This is a genomic window from Yersinia sp. LJYL362, from assembly GCF_048323875.1.
Genome location: NZ_JBLWEX010000190.1, coordinates 1 through 14,391 on the forward strand (window position 1 = coordinate 1; position 14,391 = coordinate 14,391).

A 14,391-nucleotide genomic window follows, 5' to 3' on the forward strand; every position below is an offset into this window, starting at 1 on the left:
ATGTCAGTGTTACAACAAGGATAAGACGTATGTCTTTACTGAATATTTTTGATATTGCCGGTTCTGCATTATCAGCCCAATCGCAGCGGTTGAACGTTAGCGCCAGTAACATGGCGAACGCCGACAGCGTAACAGGCCCAGATGGTCAACCTTACCGCGCTAAACAAGTGGTGTTTCAGGTGGCGGCTCAGCCGGGGCAAGAAACCGGCGGCGTGCGTGTGGCACAGATAATCGATGACCCGGCCCCGGATCGTTTGGTCTTTCAACCCGGCAACCCACTGGCTGATGCCAAGGGATATGTTCGTATGCCGAATGTTGATGTGACCGGCGAAATGGTGAACACCATTTCAGCTTCACGCAGCTATCAAGCCAACGTTGAAGTACTGAATACGACTAAATCCTTGATGCTCAAGACGCTGACACTGGGTCAATAACAGGAGCCTGCATAAATGGCCATTACGAATTCCCTGACTGATAGCGATTACGGTATTAACAGCCCTACCGGTACCAGTTCGACCACCGGCAGTAGCAGCCAAGATCTGCAAAACAGTTTTCTGACATTGTTGGTTGCTCAGTTAAAAAATCAGGACCCGACCAACCCAATGCAAAACAACGAGTTGACCACGCAATTGGCGCAGATCAACACCGTGAGTGGCATTGAGAAGTTGAATACCACTCTGGGTTCTATCTCAGGTCAGATTGATAACAGCCAATCCTTGCAAGCGAGCAGCCTGATTGGCCGCGGTGTAATGGTGCCTGGGACTCACGTGTTGGCCGGCAGCAAAGATGGTGTGGTCACCACAACACCCTTTGGTGTTGAGCTGGAGCGAGCCGCAGACAAAGTGACCGCCACTATCAGCGACAGCAATGGTGTGGCCGTCCGAACCATTGAGATTGGCGGCCTGACGGCGGGTGTGCATGCCTTTACCTGGGATGGTTCGCTGGATGCTGGCGGCAATGCACCCGATGGTGCTTATACCGTCTCGATCACCGCGACCAATGGGGGCGCACAAGTCGTTGCCGCACCATTGAGCTATGCCATTGTCAATGGTGTCACCCGGGGTAGCGACGGTCCTAAATTGGATCTCGGTCTGGCGGGCACCATCACGATGGATAAGGTCCGTCAGATTCTGTAAATCAGTTATACCCGTCACACTTCAAGCTGCATGCGCGTTGGCTACGTTCAATAACCCGAATCACTTACCACAGTAAGCTCATCGGGATTATCTCACTTGCCGCCTTCCTGCAACTCGAATTGTTTAGGGTAGATGCCGTCCCAAAGGGCTGCAAGAACCAGCAGTAGCAAAACAACATTACGGTGAGCCAATGATTCGAACTGATTCACCATCATTTTTAAAAGTAGCATTTGATATGTCATCGATGCTCAAGGTCTGTCACGGACCCCGAATCTAACGGAGAAGAAAATGGGCTTTTCTCAAGCAGTCAGCGGTTTGAACGCAGCGTCCAGTAATCTGGATGTGATCGGTAACAATATCGCCAACTCGGCGACGTCAGGTTTTAAAGCCGGCTCAGTTTCTTTTGCCGATATGTTTGCAGGCTCTCAGACCGGTATGGGCGTTAAGGTTGCAGGGATTACTCAGGACTTTAACGATGGTACGCCTACGACGACTAACCGCCGCCTGGACCTGGCTATCAGTCAAAGTGGTTTCTTTCGGATGCAAGACAGCAGTGGCGGCGTTTTATATGCCCGTAACGGCCAGTTTAAACTAGATGAGAAACGCAATATCGTCAATATGCAGGGCTTGAGCCTGACTGGCTACCCGGCAACCGGCACCCCACCGACCGTACAGCAAGGTGCAAACCCAATTCCGCTGTCTGTGCCGCAGAATATGATCCCAGCTAAGGCAACAACCTCGGGTGTCATGGTCGCTAACCTGACCTCAACACATGATGTTATTCCTGTTGCCACTACGTTTGATTCTACCAAACCTAGCACCTACAGTTTCGTCAATAACATGACCACCTTCGATAGCTTGGGTAACCGCCATGAAATCAATGTGTTCTACGTTAAACGTTCTGAAAGCACCACGGCGGGTAATACCTGGGATGTCTACACCCTTGATAGCAGTGCTAAACCGGCTGAAACGGCGGATAAACGTGGTTCCATGACGTTTGACACCAACGGCGCGCTGCAAAGTGTCATCAATGGTACAAACGCAGCCAGTACAACTGATTTCACATTGACTATCCCAATGGGCGTGGTTAACGGTGCACCGGCACAAACTTTCACACTGAGTGTGGCGGGTAGTAAGCAGCAAAATACCGGTACAGATAGCATTGTCACCCAAAACCAAACGGGTTATGCCGCCGGTGAATTTACGGGCTTCCAGATTAATAACGACGGTTCGGTGGTCGGCACCTATTCCAACTCGCAGACCCAGTTGCTCGGTCAAATCGTGATGGTCAACTTTGCCAACCCTGAAGGTTTGTCATCCGAAGGCGATAACGTATGGAAAGAAACACTTTCATCTGGTAACCCAATTCTCGGGACAGCGGGCAGCGGCGGTTTTGGGAGATTGACCAGTGGTGCATTGGAATCCTCAAACGTGGATTTGAGTAAAGAACTGGTCAACATGATTGTGGCGCAGCGTAACTACCAGTCTAACGCGCAAACCATCAAGACCCAGGATCAGATCTTACAAACTCTGGTTAACCTGCGTTAATCGAACTAACGGGACTCGCTCATGGATCACGCAATATACACCGCAATGGGGGCTGCACGGCAGTCACTCGAACTGCAAGCGGTTACCGCTAATAACCTGGCCAATGCCTCGACGCCGGGTTTTCGCGCGCAGTTGGCGGCGATGCGAGCCGTGCCTATTGATGGGCCAAGTATGGCCACTCGCACCATGGTCACGGCATCGACCCCCGGCGTAGATATCAGTCAGGGGACGATAAACTACAGCGGTCGCCCGTTGGATGTGGCCTTACAGCAAGATGGGTATTTGGCGGTTCGACTGCCCGATGGCACTGAGGCATATACCCGTAACGGGAATATTCAAATTTCGGCTGATGGGCAAATGACCGTGCAGGGTTACCCGCTTATGGGTGATAACGGCCCGATTGACGTGCCTCCTCAGGCGGCGGTCACCATTGCTGCCGATGGGACTATTTCGGCACTGAACGCTGGTGACTCACCGAATACCATCGCTCAGCTTGGCCAAATTAAACGGGTCAAAGCAACGGCGGGTGAAGTGATGCACGGTGACGACGGTTTGTTCCATCTGACACCTGAGACACAACAGGCGCGTGGCGCTCAGTTGGCGAATGACCCGCTTATCAAGATTATGCCGGGCGTGCTGGAGGGCAGTAATGTGAAAGCGGTTGAAGCTATGACCGACATGATTGCCAATGCTCGTAGTTTCGAAATGCAGATGAAAGTCATCCACAGTGTGGATGAAAACGAACAGCGCGCCAATCAACTGTTAGCAATGAGCTAAGCGCCTAGGCGCAGAGGAATAAACTGATGATCCGATCACTCTGGATTGCCAAAACTGGCCTGGATGCACAGCAGACCAATATGGATGTTATCGCCAACAACCTGGCGAACGTCAGCACCAACGGCTTTAAACGCCAACGGGCGGTTTTTGAAGATCTGATGTACCAAACCATGCGTCAACCGGGAGCACAATCTTCCGAGCAGACGACATTGCCATCGGGTTTACAAATTGGTACCGGTGTTCGCCCGGTCGCCACTGAGCGTTTACACAGTCAGGGTAACCTGTCCAAAACCGATAACACCAAAGATGTTGCTATTAAAGGCGAGGGGTTCTTTCAGGTGCAAATGCCTGATGGCACCAATGCCTATACCCGTGATGGCTCTTTTCAGACGGACCAAAATGGCCAGTTGGTCACCTCCGGCGGTTTTCAGATACAACCGGCGATTACCATTCCAGCTAACGCGATGAAAATGACAGTTGGCCGTGACGGCATCGTCAGTGTCACCTTGCCGGGGCAAACTGCCACTCAGCAAGTTGGGCAACTGACATTGGCCACCTTCATCAACAACAGTGGCTTGGAAAGTGTCGGCGAGAACCTGTATCAGGAAACCGCCAGTTCCGGTGCACCGAATGAAACTACGCCGGGTCTGAACGGCGGCGGCTTGCTGTATCAGGGTTATGTTGAGACGTCTAACGTCAATGTGGCGGAGGAGTTGGTTAACATGATCCAGACGCAACGCGCCTATGAAATCAACAGTAAAGCGGTTTCAACTTCAGATCAGATGTTGCAAAAACTGACACAGCTGTAAATCTGCTCTCGGGGGGCAATTTAGCCCCCTGACGGCCACAGAATAATGCGTATTTGAGGCTGGCTATCGCGGCCTCCAACAGGTTACAGGACTGATAATCAGAGATGGACAGAAAGCCGCTGCGCAAATCAGGTGAATTGAAATGGATCTGTATACCGTTGACGGCGATGCTGCTCAATGGTTGCGCGTATATTCCGCATAAACCTCTGGTGGAAGGCACCACCTCAGCACAGCCCGCACCCGCCAGTGCGCCACTGCCGAATGGTTCTATTTTCCAGGCTGCCCAGCCGATGAATTATGGTTATCAGCCCCTATTCGAAGACCGTCGCCCACGTAATGTCGGGGACACGCTGACAATCACTTTGCAGGAAAACGTCAGTGCCAGCAAAAGCTCTTCAGCGAATGCGAGCCGTAATGGTTCCAGCAAATTTGGTGTCGCGACAGCACCTCGCTATCTCGAAGGGTTACTGGGTAATGCGCGTGCGGATATGGATATTTCTGGTGATAACACCTTTGGTGGCAAGGGGGGCGCAAATGCGAATAACACCTTCAGTGGCACTATTACCGTGACAGTGAATCAAGTGCTGGCTAACGGCAACTTGCATGTGGTGGGCGAGAAGCAGATCGCCATTAATCAGGGCACTGAATTCATTCGTTTCTCTGGGGTTGTCAACCCACGCACCATCAGCGGCAGCAATACCGTGACGTCAACTCAGGTGGCTGATGCACGCATCGAGTATGTGGGTAATGGTTATATCAATGAAGCGCAAACCATGGGCTGGTTGCAGCGGTTCTTCCTTAATGTTTCGCCATACTAAGAGGCCCATTAATGCGTAAACAGTCACTTATCACTCAATTTATACTGCAGCTTGTTGTGCTGTTCACGCTGGTTTCATCACCGGCGTCAGCCGAGCGTATCCGCGATTTGGTGACCGTTCAGGGCGTGCGCGATAACGCATTAATTGGTTATGGCCTGGTGGTCGGTTTAGATGGTTCCGGTGACCAAACCATGCAAACACCGTTTACCACACAAAGTCTGAGCAACATGTTGTCCCAACTGGGGATTACTGTGCCACCGGGCACCAATATGCAGCTCAAAAACGTAGCTGCAGTGATGGTCACCGCTAAGTTGCCGGCATTTTCCCGCGCCGGGCAAACCATTGATGTGGTGGTGTCCTCAATGGGGAATGCCAAAAGTATTCGGGGTGGTACGCTGCTGATGACCCCGCTAAAAGGGGTTGATAATCAGGTTTATGCCTTGGCGCAGGGGAACGTATTAGTCGGCGGGGCCGGGGCTTCCTCTGGGGGGAGCAGTGTTCAGGTCAACCAATTGACGGGGGGGCGCATTAGCAATGGCGCAACTATCGAACGCGAACTGCCGACCACTTTTGGGACTGATGGTGTGATAAATCTTCAATTGAATACTGAAGATTTCACCACGGCACAGCAGGTCAGTGATGCCATTAACCGCCAACGTGGTTTGGGTTCCGCAACGGCTATTGATGCCCGTACTATTCAGGTTTTGGTGCCGCGTGGCAACAGTTCTCAGGTGCGTTTCCTGGCTGACATTCAGAATATTCCGGTGAATATTGATGCAGGTGATGCCAAGGTCATCATCAACTCACGTACTGGCTCTGTGGTGATGAACCGCAATGTCATGCTCGACTCTTGTGCTGTGGCGCAAGGGAATCTGTCAGTGGTTATCGATAAGCAAAATACCGTTAGCCAGCCAGATACTCCCTTTGGTGGTGGTCAGACAGTCGTGACACCTAATACCCAGATTTCCGTTCAGCAGCAAGGTGGTGCATTGCAACGCGTCAATGCCAGCCCGAATCTGAATAATGTGGTGCGCGCCCTGAACTCTTTGGGGGCGACACCGATTGATTTGATGTCTATCTTGCAAGCGATGCAAAGTGCCGGTTGCTTACGGGCTAAATTGGAAATTATCTAATGAGTGATTTGATGGCCAGGTCCGGCACCGCCAATGACATGTTCGGGGCGGCTTATGACGCCCAGTCACTGAACACCTTAAAACGTGACGCGGCAAGAGATCCTGATGGCAATCTAAAGAAAGTTGCCCAACAGGTGGAGGGGATGTTTGTGCAGATGATGCTGAAAAGCATGCGTTCTGCCTTGCCGCAGGACGGTGTCATGAACAGTGATCAGACGCGGCTCTATACCTCAATGTATGACCAGCAGATCGCGCAGCAAATGTCGGTCAAGGGGTTAGGGCTGGCAGATATGATGGTGGAGCAGCTTTCAGGGACGACGTCGCCCAGTGAAACTGCTGGCACAGTGCCAATGATGCTGGATAACGAAGTCCTGCAAACCCTTCCAGCACAAGCATTGGAGCAGATGGTGCGTCGCGCAATGCCGACACCACCGGCCAACCATTCAGCATCACTGCCACAAAGCACGGGTAATTTTGTCGCGCGCATGTCGATTCCGGCACAAATTGCCAGTCAGCAGAGTGGTATTCCCCATCAGCTTATTATGGCGCAGGCCGCGCTGGAATCTGGTTGGGGGCAACGTGAAATCCCAACAGCCGATGGTAAGTCCAGCTACAACGTTTTTGGTATCAAAGCAGGTAGCAACTGGGATGGGCCGGTCAGTGAAATCACCACTACCGAGTATGAGCAAGGTGTGGCGAAGAAAACCAAAGCCCGCTTCCGTGTTTATGGCTCCTACGTCGAGGCTGTTAGTGATTATGTCAAGTTGCTGACTCAAAATCCGCGCTACGCCAACGTCGCTGCCGCGCAAAGCCCTGAACAAGGCGCGCATGCTCTGCAACGTGCCGGTTATGCCACCGATCCGCAATATGCTCAAAAACTGGTCACCGTTATTCAGCAAATGAAGAATGCCGGCGAACAGGCGGTAAAAGCCTACAGCAGCGACTTGGGTGATCTCTTCTAATGGGTTATTTGGGGATTGGGCAGTGTTTGGTCTCCAAAATCTTCAATATCTATGGGTGAGGGGAGGATAGGCAGAAAAGTAAAGCGTCCGTGCCAGGGAGGGCACGGCTCGAGCCTCCAGGGATGCTTGTTGTAACAAAAGAAGTACGGCGTCTTTATGATCTGCCTGTCCTCACTGTAACGTGCGCGACTTTATTCATTGGTTTTACTGGTAATAACACCCATATTTTCACTCAAGTTTTCCAAACTCGGGCCGATACTCTGAATAGGCTGTGCGGGGGCTTAGGTTTCCTCAGGCAGTATCCCCATATTAATAAATGCAGGTGCGCGATGTGAATCGCCTGCGGTAAAAGGATCTCTTCATGTCCAATAGTTTAATGAATACTGCGATGAGTGGTCTGAGCGCGGCGCAGTATGCACTGAGCACCGTCAGTAACAACATTACCAATTTCCAGGTGGCGGGTTATAACCGTCAGAACACCATTTTTGCACAAAATGGCGGCACCTTAAGCCCTGCGGGTTTTATCGGTAATGGCGTGGCGGTGACCGGTGTTAATCGCGAATATAACGCCTTTATTACCAACCAATTGCGTGCTTCGCAAACGCAAAGCAGTGGATTGACGACTTATTATCAACAAATCTCGCAGATTGATAATTTGCTGGCCAACACCTCCAATAATATCTCAACCACGATGCAGAATTTCTTTAGTAACTTGCAAAATCTGGTGAGTAACGCGGGCGATGATGCTGCGCGTAAAACAGTATTGGGTAAGGCTGAAGGGTTGGTTAACCAATTCCAGAATGCTGACAAATATCTGCGTGATATGGATACCGGCGTCAATCAAAAGATAAGTGCCAGTGCGACACAAATTAATAATTATTCAGAGCAAATCGCTAAGCTAAATGATCAGATCACTCGCCTGCGTGGTAGCAGTGGTAGCGAGCCAAACGCTTTGCTAGATCAACGTGATCAACTGGTGAGCGAGTTAAACCAGATTGTGGCGGTGACGGTGACTCAGCAAGATGGTGACACTTACAATGTGTCATTTGCTGGTGGTCTGTCACTGGTGCAAGGGCCAAAATCTTATCAAGTGGAAGCCATCCCCTCCAGCGCTGATGCAACACGCCTCACTCTGGGTTACAAACATGGTACTGGCGACACCCTGGAGATCGATGAGAGCCGTATCAGCACCGGTTCACTGGGCGGAACCCTGAAGTTTCGCAGTGAAGCGCTGGACAGCGCCCGTAATCAGTTAGGGCAATTGGCGTTGGTGATGGCTGATAGCTTTAACACTCAGCACAAAGCGGGTTTTGATGCTAATGGCGATGCGGGCATTGATTTCTTTAGTTTTGCTCAGCCATCAGCGCTAAAAAATGCTAAAAATCAGGGTGATGCCGGTTTAACCGTGGCTTACACTGACACATCGAAAGTGAAAGCCAGCGATTATAGCGTAGAGTTTGATGGCACAAACTGGCAGGTGACACGCCTGTCAGATAACGTCAAAGTTCCTACGACTGCGGGTACGGATGCTAATGGGAAGCCGACGCTAAATTTTGAAGGTGTGGCCGTCAGTATTGATAACGGCGCAAACGGCCCACAAGCCAGAGATAAGTTCATTATCAAAACGGTGTCTAATGTGGCCGCTAACTTGCAGGTCGACATTAAAGACTCCAGCATGATTGCCGCTAGTGGGACCAAAGATGGCGGTGCGAGTAACAACGTCAATGCGCAGGCACTGTTGGATCTGCAAACCAAGAAACTGGTTGATGGTAAAGCAACACTTTCAGGTGCTTATGCTGGTTTGGTGAGTAATGTCGGTAACCAGACGGCGACGGCAAAGACTAATAGTACGGCACAGGCCAATATTGTTAAACAGTTGACCGTGGAACAGCAGTCGGTCTCCGGGGTAAACCTGGACGAAGAGTACGGTGACCTACAGCGTTTTCAGCAATATTATTTGGCGAATGCGCAAGTGATCCAAACTGCTTCTACATTGTTTAACGCGCTGCTGAGCTTGCGTGGTTAAGTTTGGTTAGCGGTGACGTATTGATGCCGCTACTTATCTCATTTTAGGTTTAGTCAGTATTGCGGTTAAAACCGGGCGACTGACTAAGCTGTTGCTAAAAGGAACTGACATCGTGCGCTTAAGTACCAGCATGCTGTATCAGCAAAATATGCAGGGCATCACAGATGCTCAATCTCTGTGGATGCAGACGGGTCAGCAACTTTCTACCGGCAAGCGGGTAGTCAACCCCTCTGATGATCCGATGTCTGCTTCTCAGGCGGTTATGGTGTCCCAGTCCCAGTCGGAAAATAGCCAATATACCTTGGCGCGTAGCTTTGCACGGCAGAGTTCGTCACTGGAAACCACCGTACTGGCGCAGGCTACCAGCACGATTCAGTCAATTCAAAGTGTTATCATTAGTGCGAAAAGCGATATTTTGAGTGACGATGACCGTGCATCATATGCGACTCAGTTACAGGGTTTGAAAGACCAACTGATTAATCAGGCAAACACCACCGATGGCAATGGTCGTTACATCTTTGCTGGTTTTCAAAGTGACAAGCCACCATTCGTTGTGAGTGCGACGGGTGCTGTGACTTATCAAGGTGGCGATGTAGCGATTGAGCAAAAAGTAGATGCCAATCGCTCCATTACCGTTGGACACACCGGTAGTAGTGTTTTTATGGCATTAACCAGCAATGCGAAACCAGAACCTAATGATTCTACCGGTACACCGGTTGCCTCTGAAGCTAATATTTTCAATACCATTGATACCGCATTGAACTCACTGAAAATTCCGTTGCAGGGCGCAACAGCTGCGGTTAAAGAGCAGGCAACTGCAGATATGGATAAAGGTATTCGGGGTATGGCTAACTCATTGAATAATGTCTTATCTGTACAGGCTGAGATTGGTATTCAATTGCAAGAGTTAGATAATCTGGACAGTCTGGGAAGTGACCGGACACTTATCAATAAGCAGCGGATGAGTGATTTAGTCGATGTCGATTGGACATCGTCCATCTCATCCTACGTGATGCAGCAAGCGGCATTGCAGGCTTCTTACACTACATTCACCAATATGCAGGGCTTGTCTCTGTTCCAACTGAATAAATAATTTGTCTTCACCCTGTGGGTCAACCCCGCAGGTTCCCTATTAGGTGTACTTAAACCGGGTACACTTTTTGGTATGTCATCTTTTCCCACTCAGGTTTGGGTGACATACCTCTTTTTCTATTCTTCATTTTTTTAGTTGCAGCTGTTGGCTATGCTCACTTATCCAAATCACTTATTGATGTTTTTACCCCGCCAGTCCACTGATAACTGCCGCCAGTCGATCGAAGAACTCACCAAACAGGTGCTCGGTAAACGGTGCCAATAGCGGCATGATTAATCCCAGCGAGATGATACCGACTGTCAATGTTAGTGGGAAACCGATAACGAAAACAGAAAGTTGTGGCGTCATGCGGTTAAGCATCCCTAATGCCATGTTTAGGGTGAGCAGCAGGGTAATAAGCGGCAATGCCAACATCAGACCATTCATAAAGATCAAAGAACCGGCCTGCGTCAATGCCAGGAAACCATTGCCATTAAGTGGTTCGAATTGAATGGGTAAGGTATGAAAACTGTCCGCTAATAAAGAAATTAGCCACAAATGGCCATCGAAGGTGAGAAATAACAGCATCGCCAGCAAGTTTAGCAGCCGAGCGAGAACCGGCATATTCGGCCCGCCGGAGGGGTCAAAGAAGGTGGCGAAAGATAAGCCCATCTGCAAACCGATCACTTCACCAGAAAGCCGGATAGCGGCGAAAGCAAACTGCATGGTTAAACCGATGGCAACCCCAATCAATACTTGCTGTCCAGCGACCCATAAAGCCCCACTGGAGACTAAAGGGATATTCACTGGTGGCAGGGATGGGGCAATCAGAAAGGTAATTAACACCGCCAGACCGACTTTGACTTTTCGGTTTATCTGCTTTTCACTTAATACCGGCGCGGTGGTAATCAACGCCAAAACGCGGATCAGTGGCCAGAAATATTGGCTGACCCAGACGCTAAGTTGAGTGGTATCAAGGGAAAGCATGCTTAGCCAATCAACGTTGGCAGGCTGGTGAACAAATTACGCATATAGTCCAGGATAAGGCTTAGCATCCACGGGCCAGCGATGACTAAAGTCGCGAACACTGCCAGTATTTTGGGAATAAATGACAGTGTCATTTCGTTAATCTGTGTCGCAGCCTGCAACAGGCTGACAATTAAGCCACTGATCAATGCGGCCAGCAATAATGGCGCGGCTAGCGCAAGGGCTATCTTCATTGCCTCAACACCGAGGGCCATTACCGATTCTGGTGTCATTACGTATTTACCTTAGCTATAAAAACTCTGTGCTAACGAGCCGAGTAGCAACTGCCAACCATCAACCAACACAAATAGCATCAGCTTGAAGGGCAACGAGATACTGGCGGGCGGAACCATCATCATCCCCAGAGCCATCAGCACACTGGCTACCACCAGGTCGATAATCAAAAACGGAATAAATACGGTAAAACCAATTTGGAAAGCGGTTTTCAGCTCACTGGTCACATACGCCGGTAACAGAATACGCATTGGCACCACTTCTGGCCCTTCCAGTGGCGGCAGATTGGCTAAACGGGCATACAGTGCCAGGTCTGATTCGCGGGTTTGACGTAACATAAACTCACGTAGCGGTTGCGAGCCTTTATCCATCGCCACTTCCATACTTATTTTGTCCTGACTGAAGGGCAGATAAGCATCTTGATAGACTTTGTCAAACACTGGCGACATGATGAAGAAAGTCATAAACAGCGCCAAACCCAGCATCACCTGATTCGGGGGGGCAGAGGGGGTGCCCAATGCGTTGCGCAGCAAACCAAGCACAATAATGATGCGAGTAAAGCTGGTCATCATGAGTAATGCGGCGGGCAGGAAGCTCAGCGTGGTGATAAAGACCAGCGTCTGTACCGGTAAAGACCAGCTTTGCCCGCCATTCGCCAACGGCTGGCTAATAATGCCCGGCAGTTGTGCCATTGCCGCTGGAGAGCACAACAGAGCAAGTAGCAGTAAGGGGACTTTATTGATGAGCGGACGCAGGGACATCATGCCGATTTTTCCGGAGGTTTTGACTTCTTGTTTAATAGCGATTTTTTGTTTAATAGATAGGTATTCAGTATCTGGCGAAAGTCAGCCGGTTTTCCACTATCAGCCGGCTTTTTATTTTCTGATGACAGTGCGGTGTTCGTTTCGTCAACCGCTGGGCGGGGTAGGGTATGAAGTTGTGTCACATTTTGTGCAGTAACACCCAATACCAACCAGGTGTTGTCCACTTCGACAATGACCACCCGCTCACGTTGGCCGACCTGACAACTGGCTCGCACATTTAACAGCTTATTGTTGCGGGCCTGTGGCGCAAAACCTAAGCGGCGCACCAGCCAGGCGGCACATAAAATCAGCAGTAAAATACCGCCCAGCACCGAGCCAACTTGGGTCAATACCGAGCCTGCGGGCATTGCCGGGGCGGCTGGTTGCGAGGCGATACCTGGGTGACTGGCCGCAAACCCGGTAACAGGGGTTTGGGGTGTTGTCACCTGAGTATTTCCTAACACCGGCATATCGGCAGCCGGTACGGAATCAGACGATGTTGAGTCAGTGGTTGTTGTCTCCACTGTTTGCGCTGCGGTCATTAGCGACTCAGGCGACGCATACGTTCTGATGGGGTAATAATGTCAGTGATACGAACACCGTATTTATCCGCCACCACCACCACTTCACCTTGCGCAATCAGATAGCCGTTGATCAGAATATCCAATGGTTCACCCGCCAGGCCATCCAGAGAAACGACTGAGCCTTGAGACAGGCGCAACAGTTCTTTGATAGTCATTTTGGTGCGACCCAACTCAACGGTCAGTTTCACCGGGATATCAAGAATCAAATCGATATCTTGCAGGTTGCCCAGTGCGTCTGGCGCTTCCAGTGATTTAAATACACCGTCAGTAGTGGCCGCTGGCTTATCCGATGCCAACTGCTCATTAAACGCATCAGCCCACAGATCGTCCACGGATTCCTTTCCATCATCAGACGGAAGCTTAGGGTCACTCATTGGGCTGTTCCTCATTCAGAGCATTCAAAATAGGGTTAATCAAATGTTCAACACGTAGGGCGTATTGCCCGTTTAATGTCCCGTACTGACTGGTCAGCACAGGTACGCCGTCGACATGAGCAATCAGTCGGTCCGGTTTATCTATCGGTAACACATCCCCCGGTTGTAGCTTGAGTATCTGCGACAATCTCAGCGGGATATCGACAAAATTAGCCACCAGTTCCAGCTCGGAATGCTGAACTTGCTTGACCAGTGTTTCACGCCAATGACTGTCTTCCTGACGGGAGTTTTCCAGTGGCGGGTTGGTCAGCAGTTCGCGTAACGGCTCAATCATGGCGAAGGGAATACAGATATTAAACTCACCACTCAACGCGCCGATTTCCACCTGGAAAGGGGTCGTAACCACGATATCGTTGGGGGAGGTGGTGATATTGGTAAATTTCACCTGTATTTCGGAACGGACATATTCCACGTCTATTTTATAGATAGGAGCCCAGGCATCGCGATAAGCATCTAACGCTAAGCGCAACATCCGGTTAATAACGCGTTGTTCTGTATGAGTAAACTCTCGGCCTTCCACTTTGGTCGGGAAACGGCCATCGCCACCAAACAGGTTATCAACCGCAATAAACACCAAACTCGGGGCAAAAACGAACAGTGCTGTTCCGCGCAACGGTTTCAAATGTATCAAGTTGAGGTTGGTTGGCACCGGCAAGTTACGGGCAAAATCATGGTATGGCTGAATTTTGATCGGGCCAACCGTGATGTCTGGGCTGCGACGCAATAGGTTAAACAGCCCCATACGGAACTGGCGGGCAAACCGCTCATTGATTATCTCCAGCGCATGAAGGCGTTCACGCACCACACGTCGCTGGGTCGTTGGATCATAAGGCTTGACGTCTGTCTCATTGCCGGTGACAGCTTCGGGTTCATCACCTCCGCTGTCGCCGTTTAACAGTGCGTCAATCTCTGCTTGTGAAAGAATGCTATCGCCCATAATGATTATCGCAATATAAATGCGGTAAACAGCACATCGCTGACTACCTGATTAGGTTGACCTTTAACCATTGGCGGGCTAAGAACGTTTTT

Annotated in this window: 17 protein-coding genes and 1 pseudogene; 10 read left to right on the forward strand and 8 right to left on the reverse strand. The window is 50.4% G+C overall.

All coding sequences use genetic code 11. The features are described from left to right. Window positions 1–29: 29 nt before the first annotated feature. Together flgC and flgD are read left to right on the forward strand one after the other, a co-directional pair. Window positions 30–434, forward strand: a complete 405-nt coding sequence (gene flgC, locus ACNSO8_RS09520) for a flagellar basal body rod protein FlgC (RefSeq protein ID WP_005168794.1) — start codon at window positions 30–32, stop codon at window positions 432–434. Window positions 435–449: 15 nt separating this feature from the next. Then, entirely contained in the window at window positions 450–1,136 is a 687-nt protein-coding gene (flgD, locus tag ACNSO8_RS09525) for a flagellar hook assembly protein FlgD (protein WP_418394458.1), read from the forward strand. 92 nt (window positions 1,137–1,228) lie between these two features. On the opposite strand, the gene ACNSO8_RS09530 is transcribed toward flgD, so the two are convergent. Then, window positions 1,229–1,378, reverse strand: a complete 150-nt coding sequence (locus tag ACNSO8_RS09530) for a hypothetical protein (RefSeq protein ID WP_418394459.1) — start codon at window positions 1,376–1,378, stop codon at window positions 1,229–1,231. A gap of 46 nt (window positions 1,379–1,424) precedes the next feature. Here ACNSO8_RS09530 and flgE point away from each other — a divergent pair, with 46 nt between their 5' ends. The 8 genes from flgE (at window position 1,425) to flgL (ending at window position 10,302) form a co-directional block, all read left to right on the forward strand. Beyond that, a complete protein-coding gene (gene flgE, locus ACNSO8_RS09535) occupies window positions 1,425–2,684 on the forward strand; it encodes a flagellar hook protein FlgE (protein ID WP_418394460.1) in 1,260 nt (419 codons plus the stop codon). A gap of 21 nt (window positions 2,685–2,705) precedes the next feature. After that, entirely contained in the window at window positions 2,706–3,461 is a 756-nt protein-coding gene (locus ACNSO8_RS09540) for a flagellar basal body rod protein FlgF (protein ID WP_418394461.1), read from the forward strand. Between the two features lie 26 nt (window positions 3,462–3,487). Further along, window positions 3,488–4,270, forward strand: coding sequence for a flagellar basal-body rod protein FlgG (gene flgG / locus ACNSO8_RS09545; protein WP_418394462.1), 783 nt, complete (start codon window positions 3,488–3,490; stop codon window positions 4,268–4,270). A 104-nt stretch (window positions 4,271–4,374) separates the two neighbouring features. After that, the gene (gene flgH / locus ACNSO8_RS09550) at window positions 4,375–5,088 is read left to right on the forward strand and encodes a flagellar basal body L-ring protein FlgH (RefSeq protein ID WP_418394463.1); all 714 of its coding nucleotides are present in this window, start codon (window positions 4,375–4,377) and stop codon (window positions 5,086–5,088) included. 11 nt (window positions 5,089–5,099) lie between these two features. Next, window positions 5,100–6,221 carry a flagellar basal body P-ring protein FlgI gene (locus ACNSO8_RS09555; protein ID WP_418394464.1) on the forward strand — a complete coding sequence of 374 codons (1,122 nt, stop codon included), beginning with the start codon at window positions 5,100–5,102 and terminating at the stop codon, window positions 6,219–6,221. Then, window positions 6,221–7,183 carry a flagellar assembly peptidoglycan hydrolase FlgJ gene (flgJ, locus tag ACNSO8_RS09560; RefSeq protein WP_418394465.1) on the forward strand — a complete coding sequence of 321 codons (963 nt, stop codon included), beginning with the start codon at window positions 6,221–6,223 and terminating at the stop codon, window positions 7,181–7,183. The genes ACNSO8_RS09555 and flgJ overlap by 1 nt, the downstream gene beginning before the upstream one ends. 361 nt (window positions 7,184–7,544) lie before the next feature. After that, on the forward strand, window positions 7,545–9,209 hold the full coding sequence (gene flgK, locus ACNSO8_RS09565; RefSeq protein ID WP_418394466.1) for a flagellar hook-associated protein FlgK: 1,665 nt from the start codon (window positions 7,545–7,547) through the stop codon (window positions 9,207–9,209). A gap of 112 nt (window positions 9,210–9,321) precedes the next feature. Continuing rightward, a complete protein-coding gene (flgL, locus tag ACNSO8_RS09570; protein WP_418394467.1) occupies window positions 9,322–10,302 on the forward strand; it encodes a flagellar hook-associated protein FlgL in 981 nt (326 codons plus the stop codon). A 183-nt stretch (window positions 10,303–10,485) separates the two neighbouring features. Here the strand turns inward: flgL and fliR are convergent, their stop codons facing one another. The 7 genes and pseudogenes from fliR to fliL form a co-directional block, all read right to left on the reverse strand. Then, a complete protein-coding gene (gene fliR, locus ACNSO8_RS09575; protein ID WP_418394468.1) occupies window positions 10,486–11,268 on the reverse strand; it encodes a flagellar biosynthetic protein FliR in 783 nt (260 codons plus the stop codon). A gap of 2 nt (window positions 11,269–11,270) precedes the next feature. Next, on the reverse strand, window positions 11,271–11,540 hold the full coding sequence (gene fliQ, locus ACNSO8_RS09580; protein WP_004392156.1) for a flagellar biosynthesis protein FliQ: 270 nt from the start codon (window positions 11,538–11,540) through the stop codon (window positions 11,271–11,273). Window positions 11,541–11,552: 12 nt separating this feature from the next. Further along, window positions 11,553–12,305, reverse strand: a complete 753-nt coding sequence (fliP, locus tag ACNSO8_RS09585) for a flagellar type III secretion system pore protein FliP (RefSeq protein WP_418394469.1) — start codon at window positions 12,303–12,305, stop codon at window positions 11,553–11,555. Continuing rightward, entirely contained in the window at window positions 12,302–12,886 is a 585-nt protein-coding gene (gene fliO / locus ACNSO8_RS09590; RefSeq protein WP_418394470.1) for a flagellar biosynthetic protein FliO, read from the reverse strand. The genes fliP and fliO overlap by 4 nt, the downstream gene beginning before the upstream one ends. Next, a complete protein-coding gene (gene fliN / locus ACNSO8_RS09595; RefSeq protein WP_005160399.1) occupies window positions 12,886–13,302 on the reverse strand; it encodes a flagellar motor switch protein FliN in 417 nt (138 codons plus the stop codon). The genes fliO and fliN overlap by 1 nt, the downstream gene beginning before the upstream one ends. After that, entirely contained in the window at window positions 13,295–14,299 is a 1,005-nt protein-coding gene (gene fliM / locus ACNSO8_RS09600) for a flagellar motor switch protein FliM (RefSeq protein ID WP_418394471.1), read from the reverse strand. The genes fliN and fliM overlap by 8 nt, the downstream gene beginning before the upstream one ends. A gap of 5 nt (window positions 14,300–14,304) precedes the next feature. Then, window positions 14,305–14,391: pseudogene (fliL, locus tag ACNSO8_RS09605) on the reverse strand (flagellar basal body-associated protein FliL); the annotation flags it as partial.

Coding starts and splice junctions, on each gene's coding strand:
- ACNSO8_RS09540 (WP_418394461.1), top strand. CDS start 2,706: ATGGATCACGCAATATACACCGCAATGGGGGCTGCACGGCAGTCACTC.
- flgK (WP_418394466.1), top strand. CDS start 7,545: ATGTCCAATAGTTTAATGAATACTGCGATGAGTGGTCTGAGCGCGGCG.
- fliP (WP_418394469.1), bottom strand. CDS start 12,305: ATGATGTCCCTGCGTCCGCTCATCAATAAAGTCCCCTTACTGCTACTT.
- fliN (WP_005160399.1), bottom strand. CDS start 13,302: ATGAGTGACCCTAAGCTTCCGTCTGATGATGGAAAGGAATCCGTGGAC.
- flgD (WP_418394458.1), top strand. CDS start 450: ATGGCCATTACGAATTCCCTGACTGATAGCGATTACGGTATTAACAGC.
- flgJ (WP_418394465.1), top strand. CDS start 6,221: ATGAGTGATTTGATGGCCAGGTCCGGCACCGCCAATGACATGTTCGGG.
- fliR (WP_418394468.1), bottom strand. CDS start 11,268: ATGCTTTCCCTTGATACCACTCAACTTAGCGTCTGGGTCAGCCAATAT.
- flgH (WP_418394463.1), top strand. CDS start 4,375: ATGGACAGAAAGCCGCTGCGCAAATCAGGTGAATTGAAATGGATCTGT.
- fliO (WP_418394470.1), bottom strand. CDS start 12,886: ATGACCGCAGCGCAAACAGTGGAGACAACAACCACTGACTCAACATCG.
- fliM (WP_418394471.1), bottom strand. CDS start 14,299: ATGGGCGATAGCATTCTTTCACAAGCAGAGATTGACGCACTGTTAAAC.
- fliQ (WP_004392156.1), bottom strand. CDS start 11,540: ATGACACCAGAATCGGTAATGGCCCTCGGTGTTGAGGCAATGAAGATA.
- flgE (WP_418394460.1), top strand. CDS start 1,425: ATGGGCTTTTCTCAAGCAGTCAGCGGTTTGAACGCAGCGTCCAGTAAT.
- flgG (WP_418394462.1), top strand. CDS start 3,488: ATGATCCGATCACTCTGGATTGCCAAAACTGGCCTGGATGCACAGCAG.
- ACNSO8_RS09555 (WP_418394464.1), top strand. CDS start 5,100: ATGCGTAAACAGTCACTTATCACTCAATTTATACTGCAGCTTGTTGTG.
- ACNSO8_RS09530 (WP_418394459.1), bottom strand. CDS start 1,378: ATGACATATCAAATGCTACTTTTAAAAATGATGGTGAATCAGTTCGAA.
- flgC (WP_005168794.1), top strand. CDS start 30: ATGTCTTTACTGAATATTTTTGATATTGCCGGTTCTGCATTATCAGCC.